Source organism: Bacteroides sp. 14(A) (assembly GCF_000526555.1).
Taxonomy (GTDB): Bacteria; Bacteroidota; Bacteroidia; order Bacteroidales; family Bacteroidaceae; genus Bacteroides; species Bacteroides cellulosilyticus.
In genome coordinates this window covers 401,258-427,692 of sequence record NZ_JAGH01000004.1, presented here as the reverse complement: position 1 = coordinate 427,692, position 26,435 = coordinate 401,258, and the positions used below count along the sequence as shown (strand labels likewise).

The 26,435-nt window shown below is 40.7% G+C and carries 19 protein-coding genes, 1 tRNA gene and 1 pseudogene; 6 read left to right on the top strand and 15 right to left on the bottom strand.

Annotation, left to right across the window (positions count from 1 at the left end; genetic code table 11):
• Positions 1-340: 340 nt before the first annotated feature.
• The gene (locus K429_RS0120840) at positions 341-637 is read left to right on the top strand and encodes a hypothetical protein (RefSeq protein ID WP_007213302.1); all 297 of its coding nucleotides are present in this window, start codon (positions 341-343) and stop codon (positions 635-637) included.
• A 68-nt stretch (positions 638-705) separates the two neighbouring features.
• Here K429_RS0120840 and K429_RS0120835 read toward each other — a convergent pair whose 3' ends face one another.
• The 9 genes from K429_RS0120835 to K429_RS0120795 form a co-directional block, all read right to left on the bottom strand.
• Positions 706-2,208 carry a hypothetical protein gene (locus K429_RS0120835; protein ID WP_029327906.1) on the bottom strand — a complete coding sequence of 501 codons (1,503 nt, stop codon included), beginning with the start codon at positions 2,206-2,208 and terminating at the stop codon, positions 706-708.
• Positions 2,209-2,586: 378 nt separating this feature from the next.
• On the bottom strand, positions 2,587-4,089 hold the full coding sequence (locus K429_RS0120830; RefSeq protein WP_029327904.1) for a glutamine synthetase family protein: 1,503 nt from the start codon (positions 4,087-4,089) through the stop codon (positions 2,587-2,589).
• A gap of 210 nt (positions 4,090-4,299) precedes the next feature.
• Positions 4,300-5,304 carry a beta-ketoacyl-ACP synthase III gene (locus tag K429_RS0120825; protein WP_029327903.1) on the bottom strand — a complete coding sequence of 335 codons (1,005 nt, stop codon included), beginning with the start codon at positions 5,302-5,304 and terminating at the stop codon, positions 4,300-4,302.
• Positions 5,305-5,476: 172 nt separating this feature from the next.
• Positions 5,477-6,133, bottom strand: coding sequence for a flavin reductase (locus K429_RS0120820; RefSeq protein ID WP_029327902.1), 657 nt, complete (start codon positions 6,131-6,133; stop codon positions 5,477-5,479).
• A 53-nt stretch (positions 6,134-6,186) separates the two neighbouring features.
• Positions 6,187-8,082, bottom strand: coding sequence for a helix-turn-helix domain-containing protein (locus K429_RS0120815; RefSeq protein WP_231501903.1), 1,896 nt, complete (start codon positions 8,080-8,082; stop codon positions 6,187-6,189).
• A 9-nt stretch (positions 8,083-8,091) separates the two neighbouring features.
• The gene (locus tag K429_RS0120810; RefSeq protein ID WP_029327900.1) at positions 8,092-8,319 is read right to left on the bottom strand and encodes an ATP-binding protein; all 228 of its coding nucleotides are present in this window, start codon (positions 8,317-8,319) and stop codon (positions 8,092-8,094) included.
• A gap of 46 nt (positions 8,320-8,365) precedes the next feature.
• Positions 8,366-9,904 (bottom strand): DUF6850 family outer membrane beta-barrel protein, encoded by a 1,539-nt coding sequence (locus K429_RS0120805; protein ID WP_044097011.1) that lies wholly within the window; start codon positions 9,902-9,904, stop codon positions 8,366-8,368.
• A 10-nt stretch (positions 9,905-9,914) separates the two neighbouring features.
• Complete coding sequence (locus K429_RS0120800) at positions 9,915-11,087, bottom strand: DUF4876 domain-containing protein (protein ID WP_029327898.1); 1,173 nt, start codon at positions 11,085-11,087, stop codon at positions 9,915-9,917.
• Positions 11,088-11,125: 38 nt separating this feature from the next.
• Positions 11,126-13,702, bottom strand: a complete 2,577-nt coding sequence (locus K429_RS0120795) for a TonB-dependent siderophore receptor (RefSeq protein ID WP_029327897.1) — start codon at positions 13,700-13,702, stop codon at positions 11,126-11,128.
• Positions 13,703-14,395: 693 nt separating this feature from the next.
• Here K429_RS0120795 and K429_RS30995 point away from each other — a divergent pair.
• Both K429_RS30995 and K429_RS0120785 read left to right on the top strand, forming a co-directional pair.
• Positions 14,396-15,073, top strand: coding sequence for an AraC family transcriptional regulator (locus K429_RS30995; RefSeq protein WP_231501902.1), 678 nt, complete (start codon positions 14,396-14,398; stop codon positions 15,071-15,073).
• A 761-nt stretch (positions 15,074-15,834) separates the two neighbouring features.
• Positions 15,835-17,070 (top strand): contractile injection system tape measure protein, encoded by a 1,236-nt coding sequence (locus K429_RS0120785; RefSeq protein WP_029327895.1) that lies wholly within the window; start codon positions 15,835-15,837, stop codon positions 17,068-17,070.
• Positions 17,071-17,165: 95 nt separating this feature from the next.
• On the opposite strand, the pseudogene K429_RS0120780 reads toward K429_RS0120785, so the two are convergent.
• From K429_RS0120780 to K429_RS0120765, 4 genes and pseudogenes are all read right to left on the bottom strand, one after another.
• Positions 17,166-18,005: pseudogene (locus tag K429_RS0120780) on the bottom strand (IS3 family transposase); the annotation flags it as partial.
• On the bottom strand, positions 17,990-18,511 hold the full coding sequence (locus K429_RS0120775; protein ID WP_025726501.1) for a helix-turn-helix domain-containing protein: 522 nt from the start codon (positions 18,509-18,511) through the stop codon (positions 17,990-17,992). The pseudogene K429_RS0120780 and the gene K429_RS0120775, both read right to left, overlap by 16 nt.
• A gap of 70 nt (positions 18,512-18,581) precedes the next feature.
• Positions 18,582-19,634 carry a class I fructose-bisphosphate aldolase gene (locus K429_RS0120770; RefSeq protein ID WP_007216083.1) on the bottom strand — a complete coding sequence of 351 codons (1,053 nt, stop codon included), beginning with the start codon at positions 19,632-19,634 and terminating at the stop codon, positions 18,582-18,584.
• A gap of 116 nt (positions 19,635-19,750) precedes the next feature.
• On the bottom strand, positions 19,751-20,479 hold the full coding sequence (locus tag K429_RS0120765; RefSeq protein ID WP_231501901.1) for a hypothetical protein: 729 nt from the start codon (positions 20,477-20,479) through the stop codon (positions 19,751-19,753).
• A 324-nt stretch (positions 20,480-20,803) separates the two neighbouring features.
• Here K429_RS0120765 and K429_RS0120760 point away from each other — a divergent pair, with 324 nt between their 5' ends.
• Positions 20,804-21,361, top strand: coding sequence for an NAD(P)H-dependent oxidoreductase (locus tag K429_RS0120760; RefSeq protein WP_029327893.1), 558 nt, complete (start codon positions 20,804-20,806; stop codon positions 21,359-21,361).
• 195 nt (positions 21,362-21,556) lie between these two features.
• Here K429_RS0120760 and K429_RS0120755 read toward each other — a convergent pair.
• Positions 21,557-21,641: transfer RNA gene (locus K429_RS0120755), tRNA-Ser, on the bottom strand.
• A 409-nt stretch (positions 21,642-22,050) separates the two neighbouring features.
• Here K429_RS0120755 and pflB point away from each other — a divergent pair.
• On the top strand, positions 22,051-24,279 hold the full coding sequence (gene pflB / locus K429_RS0120750; RefSeq protein WP_007216038.1) for a formate C-acetyltransferase: 2,229 nt from the start codon (positions 22,051-22,053) through the stop codon (positions 24,277-24,279).
• Position 24,280: 1 nt separating this feature from the next.
• Complete coding sequence (gene pflA / locus K429_RS0120745) at positions 24,281-25,006, top strand: pyruvate formate-lyase-activating protein (protein ID WP_022209762.1); 726 nt, start codon at positions 24,281-24,283, stop codon at positions 25,004-25,006.
• A gap of 116 nt (positions 25,007-25,122) precedes the next feature.
• Here the strand turns inward: pflA and K429_RS0120740 are convergent, their stop codons facing one another.
• Positions 25,123-26,430 (bottom strand): porin family protein, encoded by a 1,308-nt coding sequence (locus tag K429_RS0120740; protein WP_022209763.1) that lies wholly within the window; start codon positions 26,428-26,430, stop codon positions 25,123-25,125.
• Positions 26,431-26,435: the final 5 nt, after the last annotated feature.

The following is a 26,435-nucleotide window of genomic DNA, read 5'->3' as shown; positions in this document are numbered from 1 at the left end:
ATTTGATTTATAACAAAAAAAAGAACAAAAGTGATTAGTGTTTAGTGATAGGCGCCATTCGGTATATTATTTTTTAGACGCGGATAACGCGGATTTAAAAGGCTGCGCTATAAAAGTGGATAAAAAAAAGATCCGCGTCATCCGTGTCATCCGCGTCTAAAAGATTATTTATCATTTAGTTCATAACCCGAAAATAAAGAGTTAATTCAACTCCTGATTCTCATAAATTGTGAAATAGTAGTAATTCTTTCCCTCCCCGTTGAACTAATGCCTTGTGCACTCTGTTCTCTGACCAAAATAGAACATTTATTTAGTTTTTAACCATTAAACCTGTTTAATTATGACATGTAAAGATTCTCACTTTTTGATTGGCCTTGGAATAGGTTCAATCTTTGGAGCACTGGCTTATGGCTTTGCCCGCAGTGCAAGAGCAAAAAAAATGAAAGCAGAAGTATTCGATGCCCTGCACAGAATTGAAGGACATACCGAATGCCTGATCGAATCTGCTAAAGAAAAGGCATTGTATGCCGGAGAAAAAGTTGCTGACAGAGTGGCCAATGAAACATCTGTCATTGCCGAAAAAGCCAATGATATCAAAGGCAAAGTGCACTCTATGGCTGATGAAGCTAAGAAGTAATCAATCTGTTCATTACCGTAAAAACAGAGGGAGGCGGGGTATCATACCTACACTCTCTCTGTTTTTCATTATATACTTGTGATTGAATGGGCCTCACTCACCAACGAAGCCGGATAATCGCAAATCTCCAATATCTTAATTGCATTATGTTCGGTCGCAACTCCGCGTTTCAACTTGTAATCGAAAGACAGGATACCATCTTTCACCGACTCGCTGAAATAGTATAATTCGTATTCATCTTCCAGCATATCGGCCAGTTCCAGATCATGCGTAGATACAAATACCAGATTATCACTTTTCACCAGCCAGGAAAGCACAGCTTTCGAAATAGCTATCCGCTCCTTGGTATTGGTCCCTCTGAACAATTCATCGAGCAGGAAGAGATGGTTCCCATGACCGCTTTCATCTACGAAATCTTTGATAGTCGTCACTTCCTGCATAAAATAACTCTTATTTTCCATTAGGTTATCTCCCTGGTGAATGGAGGACAGAAGAGAAATTCCGGTATTTATCTCAAAGACTTCCGCGAAACAAGTATGAAGTGCTTTCGCTGCCAACAGATTCACCCCTATCGTACGCATGAAACAGGTCTTACCTGCCATATTCGAACCGGTTATCAATGCAGATTTCTCATGAAGCACCATATCGTTCGGAATACAGTTTTCTATCAGAGGATGATACACTGCCTGTGTACGCAATCGCTCCCCTGCCCTGTTATCTCCCGGCAGACAGTAATAAGGTAGCTCCTCCCTCAAGATGGCAACAGACAAAATAGAATCCAGAAAACCGATGAAGCGGTAAACATTGTGGATAGCCGTCGCCTTCTCCTTCAACAGATGAAAAGTTCTGCCTACCGCATACGCCTCGTGGAGAAAGAATACCCGGATTAATTCCGCTACCATATAAAACATAATAGCCATGTCGTTATCCAGACTGAGGTTGAAACGGAAATAAGAGATATACTTCTTCAGACCTTCCACAGCTTTCAAGTCAGTCGTGATAGAAGGATCTACAGAGATAAACTCCTTATTCTGCGCCAGCTTTCCCGCCTGCCTTATCATCTTCAGAAGCTGAGGTATGGAGAAAAAGTATCTCTGGATTTTCGCCTTATTACGATAGTGCAACACTGCATTTGCCACGAATGAAAAGACAAATAAAGTAAGAAACACTCCCGAATGAGTGAGCAGCATCAGAGCCAGAAACAGCAAAGGCAGAAACCGGCAGATATTAATAAGAACCATCTCCTTGGCACCAATCCCTGTATTATCATTTTCCAGAATGGATACGATGGAATAAGCATCCGGTTTATCCAGTTCTTTCAGTGTATTGCTTAAAAGAGTACGTAACCCCGTATGAGTTGCCAATGAAGACAGAAGTGCTTCCTGCTTTTCCATGCCGGAGGTTTTATCCGATAGCAGAAGATAATACAAATACTGCCTGCCTATACTGGAATGACAATAATCTATTTCGGCAAACAGGTCATCCAGATTCAGGTCGTCAATGCTGTTAGCGGATAAACCGGTTTCGCCTTCGGCATTTCTATAAAGGAAATAGTTCGCAATTTCGGACATGGTGTATTCTTTAATGTTCAGTAACTGTCTTGTGTATTTATTCAGCCTCTTCCAACTCCTGCATCTTTACAGTCAACCACTATATTCATCTTATAGACTAAAGATTTCACATTTGATGTCATAAAGCTCTGTTTTATAATCAATTTATTGAGTAAACAACAAATCTATTAAAATCAACTGGAAAAGCAAGCCCTTTTGGGGATATTGTTTTACCTGAACCACAATTCTTTCATGAAAAACAGATGTCCCATACACCACAAGCTCTCTCAAGCTCTACCAATGCAACTACATACCCCTGCATAAGAAAACAGGGAGATCCGGACTTCTACATCCGAACCTCCCTATTCTATACTCCTATCTACAAATACAAGTTTTGCTTTATCCGCAATGGAAATACTTATTAACCAGTTTCAGCATTTCCTCCTGATTGTCACGTACTTCACTACGCAAGGTACGATCTTCATAGGAACGCAATTTACTGATAATTCCATCGACCATTGCAGGACTAAATACATGATACTGTTCGAAAATAGCACGCTGTTTTTCCAGGCAATCGGCAGAAGCGGCACAGCTATCAGGGAGTTGAGCCAATTGTTTCAGCTTATCCTCATTTTCCTTCTTATGAATATTCACATTCACATAGGTCTTTTCTGCAATCTCCAAAGCATTTTCAATTTCAAAACCATGACGACATGCTACGGCCAATCCGGCTATCAGTTGGTACAAATCGGCAGAACCGTCCGGAGAACGCATTTCCACAGTTTGCTTCTGTGTAGTATCATAGTGGCTGGGAGCTTCCAACGGATTAGCCAGCATACACATATCTGTCTTTGCCGACCATCCAAGCGGAACACGTACCAATACGGAACGGTTACGGTCACCCCAGCAAATATTTGTCGGAGCTTCCTGATGCGGCACCAAACGGAAATAAGAAGTAGGATTCGTATTACCAAAAGCTGTAATGGAAGGTGCAAGCTCCATCATTCCCGCAATAGCCTTACGGGCAGCTTCAGAAAGTACACCATCTTTCAACATCTGGTTTTGACCGTCTTTCATAATACGCATATGGATATGCAATCCTGAACCGGCCTTTCCGGCTGTAATTTTCGGAGCAAACGTAATGTCATACCCATATTGATAGGCCAGATTACGGATAACCCATTTCGCAATCATCAACTGATCGGCAGCCAGGTCGGCACGTACCGGCAGGAATTCAATTTCATTCTGCTCATAGATTTTACCGTCAAGCGTGAAGTTACCCACCTCAGAATGCCCGTATTTGATCTGTCCGCCCGCCTTTGCAATATGCAGCATACAGTCGGTACGGAAATCATTGAACTTGGCATAAGGAGCAGATTCATGATAGCCACGTTGATCCGTAGCAGGGAACAGTCCACTATCTTCTGATATCACATAATATTCCAATTCACCCATAGCCTGAAATTCCATTCCGGTTACGTCAGTAAAGGCTTTGCAAGCTTTACGCAACGTATATTCCGGTGAGCTTTCCAGAAGTTCGCCATCTTTATTGAAGTAAGAGCAAAGCATGGAAAGTGTTGTGGTTTCAGCAAAAGGATCGATAAAGGCTGTACAAAAACGCGGTACTACATACAAGTCGCTACTGCCCGCTTCAATAAATGGGAAAAGGCTTGATCCGTCTACACGTTCACCACAAGTCAGTATGGCATCAAGGTAAGCAGCGTCGTTAATGACAAAATTCAATGTTTTCAGTCGCCCGTCTGCTGCGGGATACATGAAGTTCACCATGCGGATATCGTTCTCCTTGATATAAGAAATAATGTCTGCTTTCGTAAATTCGGAAGCCGGTTTTTGAAGAGCAGCCACCAGTTGGTTGGCACTCATCGATAGTTCATGATTCATACGTTGGTTGTTTTTTAAGTTATTGTATGGTTAACAATGTGTTGTCATGCAATGATTCCCCACAAAGATAATATTTTATAATAACTTCAATATATATGATACCCAAAAAAAGAAATAGAATGAAGGTTTGGCAAAAGGTGATGAGATAAACTATTTGTATATCCGGGTTGTTATAATAAGAAAAGTTATAGGGAATAGTAACCCGGGCTACTATTCCTTTTTTCCGTCATATCCCCACTTTACATAAATAGCACCCCAGGCAAACCCTGCCCCAAATGCTGTAAAAATGAGGTTATCGCCTTTCTTTAGCTTATCTTCAAAATCCCAGATACAAAGCGGAAGTGTGGCGGCACTCGTATTACCATAACGCTCTATATTAACCATCACTTTCTCGGTTGGAATCTCCAAGCGTTGCGTTACAGCAGTGATAATGCGTTGGTTGGCCTGGTGGGGAATTACCCAGTCAATATCGTCTTTACTTAAATGGTTTCTTTCAATGACAGCTTCACAAGCATTAGCCATATTGGCCACAGCGTATTTGAAAACCGTACGCCCTTCCTGATAAATGTAATGCATGTGATTATCCAGCGTATAATACGAAGGAGTACATACAGAACCACCTGCTTTAATATGTAGGAAAGGCAGTCCCTTACCATCTGTTCTCAGCACTGAATCCATTACACCTAAATCTTCCGTAGTAGGTTCCAGCATGAAGGCTGCCGCACCATCACCGAATATGGGACAAGTGGCACGATCCGTATAATCTATGATTGAAGACATTTTCTCAGCCCCTACCACGATAATCTTCTTGTAGTTTCCCGAGCGAATAAAGTTTGCTCCCGTCTCCAACGCATACAGGAAACCACTGCAAACTGCCTGCACATCGAAAGCAAAAGCACGTTTTAATCCCAGTCGCTCACACAGAATGGAGGCTGTAGAAGGTAAACGATAGTCAGGAGTGGTAGTAGCAACAATCACCAGATCAATTTCATCCGGTTGAGAATTCGTACGTTGAATTAACTGTTTGGCAGCTTTGCGAGCCATATACGAAGTTCCCAGTCCCTCTTCATGCAAAATACGTCTTTCCTTTATGCCTATACGTCCCATAATCCATTCATCGGTGGTATCGACCATTTTGGAAATCTCATCATTGGTCAGGATATAATCGGGTACATATCCTCCGACTCCTGTAATTACTGCGTTTATTTTCTCCATAAACTCTACCTAGTTTAGTAAATTCTGATTATAGGGACAATTATATATAAGTGATACTTAAGAAAATGCGGGCGCAAATATACAGAAAAGACTATGAATTCCAAGAATTGGTCAAAAACACTTTGGTCTTTTACCAATGAAAAGGAATAATTGACCAAAATTTCGTTGAATATTATTTCTTAATCCAAATATTGACGATTTCTGAGATAAACATTTGATGTTTGGAAAGTTCGTTTTTATAAGCTTCTTCCATGATTTTTGATTTATAAGGTTCGGTCAGGTTGGCATAGTCCAACTCCTGAATAAACATCTTCTTGCACTCAATAATCATTCGTGCTTCTTCAAAGCTCATTAATCCTGAAGGAGTTTCCAGAGGAGTAAGTCCGGCCTCTTTCACCTTATCCGTATTCCTTCCTGACATTGTACCGCATATACGCAAGGCATCGCGATATTTTTCATTAAAGAAGCTGAGGGTAAAACTCTCATGCTGTTGGAGGAATTGATAAGTATAGCGGGTATCGCGTATAAAAATAAAGGTAGAAGGACGTTCCCAAATGTATCCCATACCACCCCAACTGGCAGTCATTGTATTGAAGGAACTTTCATCACCTGCCGTTACAAGCATCCACTCCTTACCGATCAGTTGAATCACATTGTCGGGCAAATCGGAGGCTTCAAGTTTATCGTAACGAGATTGCCAATCAGTAGAGGTTACACCACTTTCGGAAGATTCGGAAGTTTGATCATTTACTTTCTTATCACTAGGATTCGTGCAAGATGCAAGGAATAAGAAAAGACTGATTACCGGTAATAAAATAGTTGTTTTCATTGATATAGGATAATTAAGTTATGAATCATTTAGTGTGCTCAAAGATAATCAATTTACTGAAAAGTCTTCTCTACTTTAGGAAGTGTTTGTTCAATGAGAAGTTTATTCATAAATTCACTTGGACTCATGTTATGACACCGCTTAAAGTTTCGAACAAAAGTACCAGTGGTTGCATAGCCACACTGTTCCGGCAAGTCTTTAAGGGCAATTGAAGGATTTTCTCTCATCAGTTGTTCGGCATGCTGAATACGGAAATTATTCAGCCAAACACTGAAGCCTTTATCACAGAATCTATTGATGCTAACCGATAAATAAGAACGATTCGTATTCAGTACATCAGCCAATGTCTCTATCGTAAGGTCACTTTTAAGGAAGTATTGTTCGTCACGAACTTTATGTAAGGCTTGCCAAAATAAAAGTTCATATTGATCCATAGATGCAGAATGTGATTCAGGCACATCTCCTTCATCGCATTTCTTAATCATTCCTTGAAGTCTATAATTTACAGCACCTTGTTTCTTCAACTTACGGTACATAGATATGGACTTGAATGTGGCTGCTACAGAAATCACTAATAGAAAAATACAGATTGCAGCCACATGTGTATTTATTCTATTTACATCTTCACTCTCATTAAGCTCATGCTTCAATTCCTGAATCTTTAAACGCTCTGCATAATTCTTTTTATCGTTCTTCGCTTTAAATTCCAAATACGTTTGCAGAATAGAATCTCGTCGATCTAATAAATCCAAAGCTTTTTCGTATTGCTTAGTTTCACGGCAGAAAGAACTAAAATTGGTAAGGGCTTTCATTTGAAGCTCCATCCGAACGGGAGTTTTAACAATCTCTTTCATTAAAGGTTCAACAATCGTATAATATAGGCTCGCTTGTTGAATCTTACCTTTTTTCCACAATAAATCAGCAAACAAATAACAAGGAGATAAAAAGCAATTAGGTAAAATTGCTTCTCTGTCTTTTCTTTGATAATTCTTCGCTTTTTCTTTATAAGATTTCATAGCCCTATCCAAAAACACAAAAGCAGAATCTTCCTGCCCTTCAAGGATATAGGTTTCAGCCATCATACAGTTTAGAGCAATCTTATTGCCTCCTTCTAACAATAATCTTTTAGCTAAATAAATTCGTGCACTATCAGGCTTATTAAGCTCCATATAGCTTTTTACAACTTCATTCTGCATCGCAGGATTAAACGTTATTTCCTGATTAGTTTTATTATAATATTCCAATGATCTTGAGTAATATCCCGCCCCACATAAATGTTTTATCAACATTATGCCAGATGATTTCTGTAAATCTACAAATTCATATTCTACAGCTAACTGATAAGCCTCTTCATATAATGGTAAGGCATTATCGTAATCTTCCAACATCACAAAATGATTCGCTATAGTTAGAAGACACTTACCCACATCTTCCGGTCTATCAGCCTCACGATACTGTTTCAATAATTTATACCAAATAGGGAGAAATTCGTCTTGATTTCCAGATCTGTTAAGCAACAGTGCCTTTATTTCACTCACTTGCCACTCTTCCTCTTGCGAAAGAGAATGATTTTTTTCTAACAATTCGATCCATTTGAGTCCCCTCAATTCAGCACAAGGAATGCCAAATCTATCAAGATTACTACAAATTGTCACTAAATGAAGCAAAACCTCTTTTCTCTTTTTACCATAACTTATAGGCAAAATCTCCATTAGAAGCCTTTCTTGCTTTTTTACTCCATCTATTTCTTTTTCATTCCTACGCGATACGTTAATTATGCATGCCACCCTATCCCGAGAAGGCATTTTTCTTACTTCTGATAATAAAGAGTCAAAAGAGACCGATAGAATCGACACATCTGACAATTCTCGATCTAAAACTTCTTTATTGTCAAAATCAGAACAAGCACTACATAAGAACAGAAAAAGAAATAGATAGATACTCCTCACTTGATATAGCTATTTAAATGTTATTGCTCTGAAAGCACAAGCACTGGCACAATCTTCACATTGACTGCAGTATCTCTCCTCTTTCATTTGTACTTTCTCATCTTCTATGTAAAGAAGTCCCAAACTGCAAACATCCACACACTCGCCACATCCCGTACACTTGTCAATGTAAATAATCCATCTACCAACAGGTCTCGGATCTGATTTCTGATTATCCAAAATTTCTTTTTTTTCCATAACTCTATTGTTTTTTAGTTAGTCGCTTCAAAACTACGGAATCTATTTAGAAAAACAATCCTATTTGTACAGAAATATTTTCCTTATTTGAATTAAAAAGATTTTTAGAAGCATTTTCATACCCCATCGTCAATCGGGCAAACCAAGTAAAAGAAACGGTATGAGTATAAGTTAGAGATAAATGCAATGCCCATCTGGGCTCTGTTAAGTAATTGTACTCCTGCCCCAACCGATCCATATTCTGCCATAATTTGATTGCGGGCGTATTCTGTCCTGATTGCAACTTTTTTTCAGCTATCATAGTTCCACCTCCTTTACCGTACTCTGCCCCAATAGCTAAATCAATTCGGGCATTAGATAATAAGAAATTCCGAGTAAATGTAGAATATGCAGTAAAACGGCGTACAGTTTGCATATATTCAGCCGGATAAAAAAGCAATTGACTTTTTGTCTGCTTAAAGTCAATTCCCGAAACGATAGAATAACGACTATTCCACTCATTATAAAGTCGATAGTAACCATAAGTCAACCCATATTCATTAATACGGGAAGTAGAACGAAGAACCTTCCCCGAAGAATGCCATGTACTCATGTTCTCTTCCTGCTGCTGCAAAAGATCATAACTATCCGACTTGTCAAACAAAACTTTCCAACTCCATTCATGGCGATTCAATGGAGAAACTAATGAACCTATACCTTTATAATCCAGTTTCCAGCCATCTGTCTCACCTTCTTTCTTGTTTTGTATACGGTCACTTACTATATTTTGTCTGACAAGGCTCCCTCCTATCTGTTGAAATAGCCGGAAGCATCCATAAACTCCTTCTTCTTGTAAGAATCCTCCGAACTCCTGTGCAGAATAATACCATTTTATATTTTCTCCTTTAGGCAAAGTTTTAAAGTACCCTAACGGATAAGAAACAAAGAAAGGATATGTCGTATGAGTACCTACATTCTGATAGTCCACTGTTTCTTTACGATTGCCATAAAATATGGAAGCCCCCAAACGATGACTTCCACACTCATAACCAACTCCAGGAGTTATTTTCCACTCCATCCACTGGTTTTCATTCCGGGGATCTGTATCCTTGGCATTCAGGTCAACTAAATAATCGAACCTCGAACCCATCAGCCAATGCGAAGAAACGGGTAATGAAAATGCACCGGACAGTTGATATTGTTCCGAACGTTGATTGCCACTCACTGAGTCACAAAGATTTATTCCACGCCAGCAGTCACCGGTCATCCCATTCCAGTTCACCTCTTGCTTCCGGTTATTCACATATCCTATTTTTCCATATAAAGAGACATTACCTATAGTCTGGTAAGATTCACCAAACACCGCATACTTATTGGATGAAGCGGGCAAACTGACATTACCAAAGTTTCCATCTTCAAACCTATACCCCACTTCCGCCACAGAGAACGAGCGGAAACGGTTGAATGATATTCCTACTGGATTAGCTCCTGTCAGCCAATTATTCTGCTGATAAACCCCTTGCATAGAATAGATATGCAATGAATCAGACTGCGCATATACGGGAATCGCCGACAGAAGCCATAAAATAAATAATGTACTCCGCATAGTTGCTTGCTTATTTTTTTAAAGACGGTTCGGATACGATAAAGTCCTCCGCCGCATTGTTCGTATCCTGATAAATGAAACGCCCGTTGGTTGATGCTGCACTTTTACGTATCAACGATTTCCCGGAATAATCTCCTTCCGGAATATACACAGGTCCATGGTTCAGTTCATCAGGCACACGCTTATTGGCATTGGCTTCATTTTCCACACACTCCACACAATCAATCACCCACTCTTTCGGAATCATCAAATAGAATTTAGTCTTATTAGAAGCTCCCGGTCTATTTTCCCTGTTCAATGGATTATTTACATATTCCTCTGCACTAATGCCTTCAAATCCAAATATCATGAATGTGGGTCCAACCACCGGAAATGAATACATCCATGCAGTCGAGTTAAGATTTAAAAGCAGGTTCAATGGTTTCACACCGGGTGCTATGTTCTGTTTGCTCAAACTTACATGCCAGAATCCCCAGTCAACTTTAGATAAATCAACCGAATTAGCATGCTGATATTCGCCTCCGGTATGATCTACAGCATTCGTTGCAATGGTAGTTTCTGCTCCGGGCAATAAAGGATACTCCTTACCGCTACCCGGAAATTGCCAGGTCATATCAGCAATGGGAATCCGTTTCATATCCGTATATTTCACCCAGGGAGATACAATACCCGGCATCGGATCCACCAAAGCCAGACACAATCCATCCAGATATACAGTCTCATCAGAGTTATTATAGAGTGTAACATATTGATCTGCCTGATAATCTGCTCCCAACTCTCTTTTACAGCCCACATAATAAATCTCTTTAATGACCAATGCATTTATTTTAGAGCGCGCCAGTTGCAACTGAACTTTCATCACTTCTTCACCCTGTTCGGGCAATAACGACAAAGATTCCAATCTTCCACTGAAAATAATTCCGGAAACAGATTGATAATGTACGGCAACTGTATAATATCCATATTCCACATTAAACAAAGCTACTCCATCAGAAGCACATGAAGAGGTATAAACCGTACCTTGATCCTTATTTGTCAATACCACCTCCATCTCTTCGAAAGGCAAGGTCACTTCATCCGTAGGAGAAAGCAGTTGGACACTCACAGAGCATGAGGAACTATTCTCATCCCCGGTACAAGCACATAGGAATAACACAAAGAAAAACAATACATAATATTTCATGCTCTTTCAATATCTAAAATTTAATACCAATACTAACTTTAAAAACGGATACTAATTTCCGCACCATAATATAAATCCGGATTCACAACTGCATATTTCTGTATGCTCCGCCGATATCGTTTCGGATTGGATTGTAGCAGGTTATTAGCACAAAAAGCAACTGAAACATGACGTCCTATCTCTTTAGTAACCCGAAGATTCAATAAGAAATAAGGTTTATACGAGTCCTTCAGAAAAGCGGTAGTTGTATTCGCCCTGATCACTAAGTCAGCAAAACGTTCATCCGTTGCCATATCCGGCGTGAAAGGATGTTGATTTCCCTCTCCGTCTATATAATAAACCGGATTCAGGCACTTCTGATTATTACTGTCTGTGTACACAGGGTTATTAAACCGGCTCTCCATTCCCCGCTGTTGTTTATCCATCCACACAGCCTGAAGCGTTAGGCTCGTGATCAAACCGATTCTGTGAATTTGAGTAACACACTGAAACCGGCTATTCAATTGTTGCCAGATTTGAGTATTCGCAACAGAAGACCCTGTTTCATAAATACCTACATAAGGGTATGTTTTTCCATTCACTTCTATCTGAGGATGCAAGGCAGAAAGTGCCGTATTCTTTTCACATACATCCAGATATCCGCCACTTATGTAAAATGAAGAACGCAGTGCCTTTGAATGAATCGGACCAATAGTATACTCAACGCCTTGTTTTTCCTGCTCTATACCATTCTGGGGTGATAAATAGGTAGCAAACGTAGTATTCAAAGTATATGGAAGAAGTTCACCATCATTCATGATACCCTCATCCGTCAATTCCGGTTGTTCTCCTTTACTGATCAAAGGGGAATAGCGGCGATAGGAAAAAGGTTCGGCAAGTTGGGAGGTGCAATAGCCATTTTTGAGATGTTCCTTAAACCATACCACATCCGCAGTAACACCTCCTATCTGGAAATTCACCCCTATTTCAAACTTCTGATTAACAGGCAAACGCAAGTCGGAGTCAAAATTACGGTCAGTTACAAATGTATGCATGACGGTCAGACGCTGATTATTCTCAGCATCATTGTACGTAAAACAATTCATATCCGTATACGATTTATCGGGATACAAATAAGCAAGTACAGGCATCTTATGCATCAATCCCCACCCCAGACGTACACTGAAACGACTTAGAAAAACATCATCCGTCCTATCAATAAATATCTGGGAAAGATTGATACGCGGATCAACAGAAGAGTTCCGTTGTAGACGCTTAGTCGGCAATTGAGTAAAACGTACTCCCGCCTGCACTTCGGTCCGCATCTTCCCATAACGGAGAATAAAGTGATTTTCAGCAAAAGCAGAATACTTATATAATAAAGGTATATCCCGATAAGACCTTGTTCGCACTCTGAGCATTTCCAAGGGAGGACGAAGAGGATCGAAACAGATTCCTTTTCCACGATTCCCTTCCACCTCAGCATGAAGCCCCAGTTGAAAATGGTTACTGATGTTCTCACCCATCGTTTTTCTGTGATTGGCAGTCAACGATACATCTCCGCTCAATGGCTTGCCGTCAACGGATAACTGAGAGAAATAATGAGGAGGCAGGAACACTCCGGCATGTTCACCTGCCTGCGCGGTATAGGTAGTGACTTGCTGTGTTCCCGAATAATATGTACTGGATTCATTCTTCTGGCTCCCATACGTAAACCCTAGCTGATATTCAAGATTGGAAATCCAGGAACGATTCAATTTCCACTGTCCGTTAGCAGAAAAGGATATATTTTGATCCTGGTATTTCCGAAATTCACCATCCACCGTATTCTGCCCTCTTTTATCATTGTCCTTCATCCAATAACCACGCATATTAAGACGCAAAGTAGCCGACCGGAAATCCTTCGCATAAGCCGCTTGGATTCCAAATCTTTGAAAAGATTCTTCAAAGACTTGAGGCGATTGATTTGAAAGTGCATAATCTGCTCCTAAATAGAGAGTTCCCCCATTATTACTGATCGCAATACCCTTCCCCACAGAAGCAAGTTTCTCCGTAGCCGTCAGACGAATGCCGATAGTAAAAGGTTGTATTCCGGCTTTCGACTTAACCAGAACAACCCCACTGGTCACATCTCCATAACGTGCCGAAGGAACACCACGTATCACCTCAATCGACTCCACAGAAGATGGAGACAAAGAACGCACATCGAAACCGGATAACACCGTGCTATTAAAGAGGCTTCCCCTACCTTCAAGTCCCATTTGCTGCATATTGGCATTATTATTCATGCGGAGTCCATCCACCACTATGGCTGTCCCTAAAGCATTAGTCGTATTTTCATAAGTTGCACTGCGGATGGTAAAGGCAGCCGGAGCATTCAGATCCGGATTGCGTACAAGAACACCGGGTAGTAATTGAGATAAGACAGAAAGATCAGTAGCCTGTATATGACGAATAGCATCCTGCCCAATGACAGAACGTGTTCCCGGAGCATTTGATTGAGTAGCAGTAACAATCACCTCCTGTAACCGGATGTTGCGAAGAGTATCTATAGCCTGCATTTCAGTCTGTCCATATACCGCCAGCGAACAAACCCAAAAAGCAATTAATATATAGCCCCTGTAACAATTATTCATTTGTACAACCCAAGATGGTAATTTACATACCTAACGAGCGTTATATAGTAACCCTCAGATTAGGGGGGCAAAGGAAACAATTTTCTACCAACATTTCATTACCAAACTTTAAAAAAATGCAGAATAAAATCACTCTTTTCGGACTTTTGTGTGTACATTTGCAAGCAACAGAACAACAATATCATGCCATTTTTCATATTAAAAACATTACTTATTTGTACTTTTCTGCTGACTTGGGCTGTACTAGGTCTTGCTTCTATCTCTCTAATTTGGAGAAACAAGCATAAAAAGGATTTGATCATATTATTAGCACCAATCCTACTAATATACTGGGGGTTAACGTCGTATAGCACATTATACGAAAATTTCTTCCTGCTTCAAAGAACATCCCTCTTACCCACCCTATACTGTTGGGGACTGACTTTTCTCTCGCCTTTACTCTATTTCTTTATCCGCTTCCGTATTACCGGAATATTTCCCCTAAAGTCACAATGGTGGAAACATATGTTACCTTCGATGGTCTTATCGTGTTGTTACATATTGATGTCAGTTTTAAGTCCGGTGGCAGATCGCTTAACTTACAGTTGGGCTGAAATTCTATCATCGTTCCCGGCTTGGTGGACACTTTTCCGTTTAACGTGTATAATAACAGGGATCACACAGACTTTCATTTACGTATTACTCTTGCGAAATATGAATGAAACAGACTGTATATTCCTAAAATCAGCTTCCGATATTCAAAGAAAAAGCATCCTAATATCAGGGTTCTTCTTCATGTTCTTATTGAATATGTTCACTTCTTCATACATCTGCAATCTTTTATACAACCTTTGTATTGGCGTATTAAGTGGATATATCTTTTATAATTCTCTCTTACACCAATTCGTAAAACAAAAGTTCAAGTCACATATTTATCGGGAAACATTGTCCCCGTTCCCAGTGAATACCCTAAATCAACAACTAGAAAGTAAATCAGAAAAAGATGTTGTAGAAAAAGAGGTGCTCATAAATGGCAAGAAGAACTCCAAAGTATACTTGACTCCTCAAAAGATCGATGAAATAAACCAACTATTACAAACACCGGAATTCATTTATGATCAAAAAATAAAATTGGAGCAGTTTGCTCAAAGAGTGGCAGTCAATTCCACCTATTTAAATAGATATTTCAATCAAGAATATGGATGTAGTTTCCTTCAATACCTTACGTCACTTCGCATCGAACAAGCAGAAATGCTTCTAAGAAACTCGAATGCAGAAATAGAAGACATCTGTTATAATACAGGTTTCAACAGCCCTTCTGCATTTCACAAAGCTTTTAAAAACCGATATGGTTACTCTCCCTCGGAATGGAGAAGAAAATGTCTCACTTAAAAGTTGAATGCAGGGCATTCAATAAAAAGTTGGTTCAAGTTACTCTCACTACCCTCACTTTTAATGTGAATCGTTGATAGCTAAGATATTAAGTGTGGTGGTAGTAAAAAATCCAGTGTGAGGGTAAGTGGCTTACTCTCACTTTCGCAGTCAACCCATATCCGGACGAGGCATTTATTCATTTCATATTAGGCGTTATTCTACTGATAACCAGAGATATATCTCTTTATCCTTAGGAATAGTCGGGTGTTGACCAAGGTTAACAGGCCTATCAACCTTGGTTAACGAGCCGATTAACCTTGGTTGACAGGCTCGTTAGCCAAGGTCAACACCCAATAAAGCTTATTGGAAAATACAACACACGCAGGGTAAAAACAAATGGTCCCCTGTTTGCTTTCTAATCACTATTGAAGCTTTTACCGCAAAACACATGGGCTGAATCCTGTTTAGCACACACTTCATATCATCAAAAAAAGGCTGAAATCGTAAAAACAGGAAGATTAACCCCAAACTTTTTCGCTGTATTTCAAGCACTTATAATTATTATTTTAGTTTACTGATTTTAGTATTTAGATTTCCCCGCTTCCTACTATTTTTGCCTGTGTTCATTTGCAGTTTCTCTTCAAATTACAAATAATATAAACTGCCGGATAATCGTTATGAAGCACTAACGGTCACTCAAGGCAGAAACAATTAAAAGCAGGCTGAAAATCAATATATGATAATCAACAAATACAATATTAATATTAATTTTTATTCTTATGAAAAATGAAAAAATAGACATGAGTAGGGAATCGGATACTTTCCACGTCTCCCAAGATGGAGTGTACACTATCACAGGTACCAATTCAAGACATGGAATAACAGTATCTGCCGGAGTACGTGCAACAATATTTCTGCAAGATGTCAACTTATGTGATCTGGGAGACATGGGTGTTGCATTTCATATTGCGGAAAACTGCCATATCACGGTAATTCTTGAAGGAAAAAACATACTGCACAGTGGTCGTGAAATGGCTGCAATTCAGTTGAGAAAGCAATCTGTTTTAAACATTAAAGGCAATGGAAAATTAATTGCATACGGTGGAGAAGGTGCAGCCGGTATAGGATGCGGATATGCTACCGAATGTGGCGACATTATTATCGAAAGTGGAACTATAGAAGCCTATGCGGGTTATCAGCACGAGACTTCCTGGCGTGCGGGATCTGCTGGAATAGGAGGTGCCGGTCAATACGCAGGTCGAAAAAGTAAATGTGGAAACATAATTATTTTAGGAGGAAAAATCATAGCCAAACGCGACAAAGGAAACTGGGATATTGGCCCGGGGGATGAAGGAACTTGTGGCAATGTAAAAGTAAATAAGAATGCAATAGCTCCCGATATGTGTGTGTATGGCTTCGCTACTTCAGAACCAACTCATACTCCAATTCCTACTCCTAACCCTGAGCCTACTCCTCATTTTGGTACAGAACAATATGGAGATTTGAAACATATACCTATACCCAATGCAGGATTGGCCATTCTCTCCCCTTTTCTACCAATGCTTTTTATGAGGCTTAATATGTTAAGCCAAGATCGCAGGAGTTTCAATAGTAACGAATCAAAAGTACGAGCTATATTCATTTTACAACGCCTTATAGCAAATGAAGACAGGGAGTATGATGAAAAAGATCTGTTCCTCAACCGTTTGTTAATAAATTATCCCTCCAACGAGCCACTCCCCAAAAGAGTGGAACTAAATCAAGATGAACTTAACACAATAGATTCTCTATTGGAAACAGCAAAGACAAACTGGTCAAAAATGAGGAACACTTCAATCAGAGCCCTCCAAGAATCATTTTTGAATAGAGCGGGTTTTATAGAAAAAACTGAATGGGAATGTACTCTAACTGTAGAGGAACGTGCATACGATATATTATTGGATAGCATTCCCTGGTCATACAAACTTGTACGGTTCCCATGGATGGAAAGTATACTCAAGGTTAACTGGAGATAAACTCCGGTTCTGATGACAGTTCAAAAGTTCACTTTTACATTTAAATGAGGTTGTGTCAAAATGAACTGCACCCCAAAAGTTGGACAGGTTAAACATTATCCCGTAATAGAAAGAGTTCGGTATTGTACCGGGCTCTTTCCATTTAACCGGGCTTTGATTCTTTTATTATTATAATATTCAATATAGCTATCTAAAGCCTTTATAAAGGTTTCGGTCGATTCAAATTGCTCGGCATATAGAAGTTCAGACTTCATAATACCGAAAAAGTTCTCCACCATAGCGTTGTCAAGGCAGTTGCCTTTGCGAGACATACTTTGTACTATATGGTGTTCTTCCAAACGCTTACGGTAGCCGTAATGTTGGTATTGCCATCCTTGATCAGAATGGAGTATAAGGCCGTCAAGATTGTCGAACTTTGCAAACGCTTTATCCAACATATCGTATATCTGTTCCAGATTTGGGTTCCGGGAGATATTGTATGATATTATCTCGCCGTTGAACATATCCAATATCGGCGAGAGATAAAGTTTGACGGAACCGATATTTATCTGTGTTACATCTGTCGCCCATTTGCGGTTTGGAGCTTCTGCCGTAAAATCCCTGTCTATTATGTTTGGGGCAATCTTACCGACCTCACCTTTGTATGACCGGTAGCGCACCTGGCGTATTTTGCTTTTAAGCCCCAAGTCACCCATAAGCTTTTGAATGGTCTTGTGGTTTAACATAAAACCACGATTATGCATCTCCGCTGTCACACGGCGATAGCCGTAGCGTCCCTTATGCTCATGAAAAATCAGTTTAATCGATTCCTTTTCATTGGCATATCTGTCAGCGGCTTTAAGGCGATTCAGATGGTAATAGAACACAGAACGAGCCATCTTTCTTAACTCCAATAGCAAGTCAAGAGGATAATCCGACCTTAGTTCGTCGATGGTCCGTGCCCATTCAGAAGTGCTTGGGCTTTCTTTGCCTCGACTAAGGCCTTCGCTTTTTTTAGCAGCGCGTTCTCCGCCTTCAGGCGGAGATTTTCAGCCTGAAGCCTCTCAAGTTCCGTTTGCGGTTCTTTCTTCTTTGGGCGTCCCATAGGATATTTCGGTGGTCTTCCTCGGCGTTTGGACGGCTCAAGAGCCCCATAACCATACTTGCGTACTACGCTGACCCAGCGTTGTAGTGCCGTCTTGCCAATTCTGTATTCTACTCTTACATGGGCCAAAGGTACGCCTTTTTCTAATATTAAACGTACTACTTCTTCCTTTAATTTAACCGTAGGACGGCAATGGGATTGTTGTTCCAGTCCGGAACGACCATAGTGGTCCCACATTCTCACCCATGCCAATATCTCAGTCGCACTGATATGATACTCTTTCGACAAGTGCGCTATTGCTTCTCCTTGTTTTACTCGGCTAACGATGATGAGCCTTTGTTCATAACTGTACTTCATAAAAAACACCCCAAAAGTTTTATGTCTAACTTTTGGGGTGCAGTTCAATTTTGACACAACCTCAAATACTTTATGCAATCGTTATTGAAGAATCCAAATAAACATCCTGAATGGTATTCAATAATTGAACGCCCTCTTCCATTGGTTTTTGGAATGCTTTCCGGCCGCTGATCAACCCCATTCCACCGGCACGTTTATTAATAACCGCCGTAACAACAGCATCACGCAAATCCGATTCTCCATGAGATTCACCACCGGAATTAATCAAACCGACACGCCCCATATAGCCATTAGCAACCTGGTAACGGCAAAGGTCGATAGGATGTGAAGTTGCGAGTTCAGAATACATTCTTTCATCCGTTTTACCAAAGTGAATAGCTGTGAATCCGCCATTATTGGACGGAAGTTTTTGCTTTACAATATCAGCCTTGATGGTCACTCCGATGTGGTTGGCCTGTCCGGTAAGGTCGGCTGCCGCATGGTAATCTGTGCCGTCCTTCTTAAAATCATTATTTCTGAGATAACACCAGAGAATAGTTGCCATACCTAACTCATGAGCATATTCAAAAGCTTGTGATATCTCAATAATCTGACGACGACTTTGCTCCGAACCGAAATAGATAGTAGCGCCAACAGCTACCGCACCCATATTCCATGCTTCTTTTACGGTTCCAAACATCACCTGATCGTAAGAGTTTGGATAAGTAAGCAGTTCATTATGGTTCAGTTTTACAACGAAAGGTATCTTATGGGCATATTTACGGGCAACAGCCCCTAATATGCCAAATGTGGACGCAACTGCATTACAACCTCCTTCGATTGCCAGTTTCACTATATTTTCAGGATCAAAATAGATCGGATTAGGAGCGAATGATGCTCCGGCTGTATGTTCTATATCCTGGTCGACCGGCAGAATGGATACATACCCGGTATTCGCAAGGCGTCCATGTCCGTACAAAGCTTGCAAGCTATTAAGGGTACGTACATTTCTGTCAGAGTCCACCCAGATTTTATCAATCACATCAGGTCCAGGAACATGAATTAATTTCTTATCTATTGTCTTACACGTATGGTTCAGGTAATATTCTGCCTGTTGTCCCAACAAATCAACTGTTTTACTCATAATATATTCATTTTTTAATTTAGAATCATACTAAATAAACAGTTTTCCTTGTCGATTGTTTCATCGCGAAGCCGAAAAACGATTGCTTCTCTCAGAGCAAGTCAGTATCCGAATGATCATCTATGAAACCGCCCTTTTTCTTTTACCAATACTACTTTCAGTTGTGGATCGGCCAACATCTCACGTCCGACAGAAGACAACAAGAACTGCAACTGACTACTCCTGTGTTTCCAGGTCAGTAAATCTATGGAACGGTTCAAACCTTCTTTTATCTCAGTATACCAATATCCCGGAAATGAGAGAGCGCTAACCACCTCTTTATCCGCAATTTCCTGTAATTCTTCGATGCAATCATCCACTTCTTCTTCACTCAAATCATCCGGTTCATCATAAGTTACATAATACGAAGTATAATAACCGTCTTGAGTGAAAGCTTCCAAAGCTTTCCAATCTTTGCCTTCTATAATCAAACGGTCTTTTGCAATCTGGAAATATTCCGTCATCTCATTCATTCTCTCTAGTGCTACATGTTTATTTCCAACGGTCAGGTTCTTTATATCCAGCCACATTTTTCCTTCATGATCTTTCATATAAGAAAAATAGGAACCCAAACTCAGATTAAAACTTGTATCTACATCATGCGTTACATCAAATACACGGTCTTTCCGAAAGACGAGATCAACCTCTACATTCGGATATCGACTCTGTTTCTCGTACAATTTTTCCAAAGAATTGCAACGATGAAGCCATATTTTCTCCGGATAACGACCTATATCCCGGAGCCCCATGAAAAGAAGGCACATAAACACGGATGCTAATCCTGTTATAAGACTAATTTTCTTCATAATCAGTTTCTATAAAAAGCTATTCCAAATAATTTTTTATATCCCTGCTTTTGATGATGATATTGCCTGTTTGCTTATTGCAAATATATAAATTTGAAAAAATAATAGAAACTAAAATAGATGAATTACCCTTTTTTCTCTGTGAATCAACATTCTTTTTAGTAAGCATCAGCCATTTGAACGTCTAAATAAAAATCTGTAAAAATGGTATTTTAATCCGTAATGTATCTAATTACATATACAGTCAACTGCCGTATCTTTGCATCAGAAAAAGATTAAGGTTACAAATTGAAGTATAGAATATTTTAAATGATCTATTGAAGCATGAAAAAAGTACTTGTAATATCCGGTCATACAGACCTTGCTACTTCGGTAGCTAACAAAACGATTCTTGATACAATCGAGCAATACCTTCCCGAAACCGAAATTGTAAAGCTTGATACCCTTTATCCCGACTTTAAAATTGATGTTGACGCAGAGCAACAACGCCTGCTGAAAGCCGACATTATCGTGTTGCAATTTCCAATCTTCTGGTACAGCGCACCCTCCATACTGGAACGCTGGATGGAAGAAACATTCCGGCACGGCTTCTCTCATGGCAGTACCGGCAACAAACTGAAAGGCAAAAAGATGATACTCTCATTTACCACCGGTGCCCCGCAAGAAATGTATTCTCACAAAGGGGCAATGGGGTATACGATTGAAGAGTTCTTACCTTGCTACAAAGCCACATGTAATCTTTGCCAAATGGAATTTGCGGGATATATCTATACTGGTGGCGTAAGTTACGGCACGCGTACAACACCGGAATTGATAGAACAACAAAAGGTAAAATCTGTAGAACATGCTAAAAAACTGATCAAACTGTTAGAAACACTTTGATTAACGCTGAGTCTGTTCAAACGTCTGTTATCATTGTAATATTAGCGGATCAACGAAGGAAATCGAAAAGAGTAATGCAAAAAGTCGATAAAAAAGAACACCGAATAGTACATCATTCTTTGCTTTAGTTACGTGCAACTAAAATAAAAATCCCCTATAAACAAATTGTTTATAGGGGATTTATTAAATTCATCGCGGAGAGACAGGGATTCGAACCCCGGGTACCTCGCAGTACAACGGTTTTCAAGACCGCCGCAATCGACCACTCTGCCACCTCTCCAAAAACTTCTCTTTCAAGAAGTGCTTTTCTCTTAAAGCGATGCAAAAGTACTATTCTTTTTTGATATCACAAATATTTCAGCACAAAAATATTATTTCTACGATATTTTATAATCGCAGCGCAGTTGACGCAGCCCTATGCCTGAAATAATCCATATGTATATTTTGTAAAATAACAGAAAAGTATCAACTTCGCTATCAACCTACAATTTACCAATAAATTAGTAAAAGAGTGCAGGTAATGAACACAAAAAAGCCGACTTTACCGGTAACTCCTATACCTAACAATAGTTATTTTATGTCGTACAACATAAAAACCGAGTATTCATGCACTGCTATGTGGAAAAAAGATAGTAATTTTGCAGTCCTTATTAGGATAACAACCATTACCCACTAACAAAATGAATATTATGGAATTGAACAAAACCTTTATCGACGGGCTTTGGAGCAAAGAAATCAATGTCAGTGATTTCGTGAGTAAAAATATCGCGCCTTATACTGGAGACGCTTCTTTCCTGCAAGGACCTACCGAACGTACCAAACATATTTGGGAGCTTTGCCTCAAAGCACTCGAAGAAGAAAGAGCTAACAACGGAGTACGTTCTCTCGACCCCCACACTGTATCAACTATTACTTCACACCAGGCCGGCTATATAGATAAGGAGAATGAACTTATCGTTGGTTTGCAGACAGACGAGCTATTGAAACGTGCCATCAAACCATTCGGTGGTATCAATGTAGTAGCTAAAGCTTGCCGCGAAAACGGTGTAGAAGTAGATGATAAAGTAAAGGATATCTTTACCCATTATCGCAAGACACACAATGACGGCGTATTCGACGTATATACTGAAGAAATCCGCTCATTCCGTTCATTGGGTTTCCTCACCGGACTTCCCGATAACTATGCCCGCGGACGTATCATCGGTGATTACCGGCGTCTGGCACTTTACGGTATCGACCGCCTCATCGAAGCCAAAATGGAAGATTTACACAATCTGACCGGTCCGATGACTGATGACCGTATTCGCCTGCGCGAAGAAGTGGCAGAGCAGATCAAGGCTTTGAAAGATATTAAGATAATGGGCGAATATTACGGACTCGATCTTAGTCGCCCGGCTACTTCCGCACAGGAAGCTGTACAATGGGTGTACATGGCTTATCTGGCCGCTGTAAAAGAACAAGACGGTGCAGCTATGTCTCTGGGTAACGTTTCTTCGTTCCTCGACATCTTTATTGAATATGACCTGGCACACGGTAAAATCAATGAAACATTTGCCCAGGAACTGATCGACCAGTTCGTTATCAAACTCCGCATGGTACGCCATCTGCGTATGCAGTCATACAACGATATCTTTGCCGGAGACCCGACCTGGGTAACGGAAGCCATTGGCGGACGTTTCAACGACGGACGCGTAAAGGTAACAAAGACTTCCTTCCGCTTCCTGCAAACATTGTATAACCTCGGTCCTTCTCCCGAACCGAACCTGACCATACTTTGGGGGCCTGAACTCCCTGAAGGTTTCAAGGAATTCTGCGCACAAGTATCCGTAGACACCAGCTCCATCCAATACGAAAATGATAACCTGATGCGCGAAGTACGTAACTGCGACGACTATGGTATCGCATGTTGTGTATCCTATCAGGCTATCGGCAAGCAGATACAGTTCTTCGGGGCACGTGCCAACCTGGCAAAAGCCTTGTTGCTTGCCATCAACGGCGGACGTTGCGAAAATACCGGTACTGTCATGGTAAAAGGTATTCCCGTATTGACCGGTGAAACATTGAAGTTCGAGGAAGTAATGTCGAACTATAAGAAAGTTCTGACCGAAATTGCCCGTGTCTACAACGAGGCAATGAACATCATCCACTTCATGCACGATAAGTATTATTACGAAAAGGCTCAGATGGCATTTATCGATACGAATCCACGCATCAATCTGGCTTATGGTGTAGCCGGTCTTTCCATTGCCATCGACTCACTGTCAGCCATCAAGAATGCAAAGGTTACAGCCCGTCGCAACGACATCGGCTTGACGGAAGGTTTCGATATCGACGGTACATTCCCATGTTTCGGTAATAATGACGACCGTGTGGACCACCTTGGGGTAGACTTGGTATATTATTTCAGCGAAGAACTGAAAAAGTTGCCCGTTTACAAGAATGCCCGTCCTACTCTTTCATTGCTGACGATTACTTCTAATGTAATGTACGGTAAGAAAACAGGTGCTACTCCTGACGGACGTGCCAAAGGTGTAGCTTTCGCCCCGGGTGCCAACCCGATGCACGGACGCGATAAGAACGGTGCCATCGCATCACTGAGCTCCGTAGCCAAGTTGCGTTATCGTGACTCACAGGACGGTATCAGTAATACATTCTCTATCGTCCCGAAATCTCTCGGTCCGACACCGGAAGATCGTGTTGAAAACCTGGTAACAATGATGGACGGTTACTTTACTAAAGGTGCACACCACCTGAACGTAAACGTGCTGAACCGTGAAATGTTGGAAGATGCCATGGAACATCCGGAGAAGTATCCGCAACTCACAATTCGTGTTTCCGGCTATGCTGTGAACTTCGTGAAACTGAGCCGCGAGCATCAGTTAGAAGTTATCAGCCGTAGTTTCCACGAAAGAATGTAATATGATAAACGTACACTCCTACGAAAGTATGGGAACATTCGACGGGCCGGGTCTCCGGCTCGTCGTTTTCCTGCAAGGCTGTCCGTTCCGTTGTCTGTATTGTGCCAACCCGGATACAATAGATGCAAAAGGGGGGACACCTACCCCACCGGAAGAAATTCTGCAAATGGCTATCAGCCAGAAAGTATTTTTCGGAAAAAAGGGTGGCATCACATTCTCGGGTGGTGAGCCTACATTACAGGCCGAAGCGCTTATACCTCTGTTCAAAGATTTGAAAGCAAACGGCATTCACATCTGCCTGGATACCAATGGCGGCATCTGGAATGAAAAAGTTGAAGAACTAGTGAGTCTGACGGATTTAGTGCTACTGGATCTCAAAGAATTCAATCCCGAACGCCATAAGAAGCTGACCGGATGCAGCAATACAAAAACTTTACATACGGCAGCTTGGTTGGAGGAACAGAACCGACCTTTCTGGCTACGCTATGTATTAGTACCGGGATATAGTGATTTTGAGGAAGACATTCGCAGTTTAGGCGAACATCTCGGCCAATATAAAAGTATACAGCGGGTAGAAATTCTTCCTTATCATCGTCTGGGCGTGCATAAGTACGAAGCTATGGGATGGGATTACCAATTGAAAGAAGTAAAAGAAAATACTCCCGAACAACTGGAACGTGCAGAAAAGTTATTCAAGGAATACTTTGAAACGGTTATAGTAAACTAAGAAATAAGAATAAAAGGGACGGGTGATAACAAAAAATGTAATACTGCATTACATATATTGTTATCACCCGTTACATATATAGTCATTTCCTTTTGAAGGAAACGGTTATGTACTGATTAGTAAGTCAGACGGATACCTGCCTGCAACGTAAAGTTCGTCGGGTTCTCCTTTCGTATAGTCTCTATCGGAGAGCCATCGTCAAAGAAATAGGAAACACCAGGCTCTACATATATTCCCACTCTATTACTAATATTATATTGAGCACCTACCGCACCCATTACAGACAATTGCACAGGTTTCACCGTTTCCTTTTCGCTTCCTACCTTACCATAGACACACTTCTCTATTGCACCACCAGCAGATACATACACTGTGAAACGTTTGTCATTAACGAAACTCCAGTTCGCACGCACCGGAATACCGATATAGTGCAGTTTCTGATCTGTTTTTTCCGAACTATTTTCATAAGTTATTTCAGACGACAGCATCGTATAAGTCACACCGGTTTCCACAGAAAAGTTTTTCGGCAATGCTTTTCGTACCGATAAGCCGAAACTAAGAGGTTGCTTATGCTTGATATTTTTAACCTGACGGGTATTTTTCCGCAGATAAGGTACTCCACCTTCAAATACCAGTTCCTGTCCTTCAGGAATATCCAGAATACCACTGGAAACATTCGGTAAATCCAGTTTATCACTAAACATAGGAGTTGAATTCGGACTTGACTGCATACCACCATTTGCATTATCCAGCGTCGCAAGTGCTCCTGTATTTCCTACAGACATGCCAACCGCCCAACCTTTATTTCCAGTAGATGATTTCTTTTCAGTAGGCAAATGGAGTTTATCTCTGCCGGAAGGACGATATACTTCGCGTTCTTTCTTTTCCGGAATCGAAGATGAAGTTTCCGTTTCCTTTGCCTGTTCCGTTTTTCCCGTTTCTTCTGTCACATTTGAATTCAAATCTGAATTCACTATTTCTTCTTGTCGGTTCACGTTTACTTCCTGAACATTGCTTTCTGTTTCCAAATGCTGCGCTACAAGAGTTTGATAACGAGAATCCCCTTGTTCAATTACTCGCCGGATAACAGGTTCCGGCTGTTCTCCTTGAGTATCCGGCTTTGTCTGTTCCGGCAATACATCAGGTATCGTTGCCAAAGCCGGTTCAGCCGCACGACGCACCTCGTCCACTACCGGACTTTGCAGCAACCACAAGCTAACAGACGATACAGCCACCAGCACAACTGCCGCAGCCGTCATCGCCCAACGACGGAACATGATCTGTTTCTTCTTCCCTACAGACATGGGTGCGGAGGCAGGCAATACCTTCTCCAACCGTTCCCAGCCGGTATCAGGCAACGGTTCGGAATAATCATCCAGCCGCTCCTTTATCTTTTTCAACCATAATTCATCATCTTTCATCATACGTC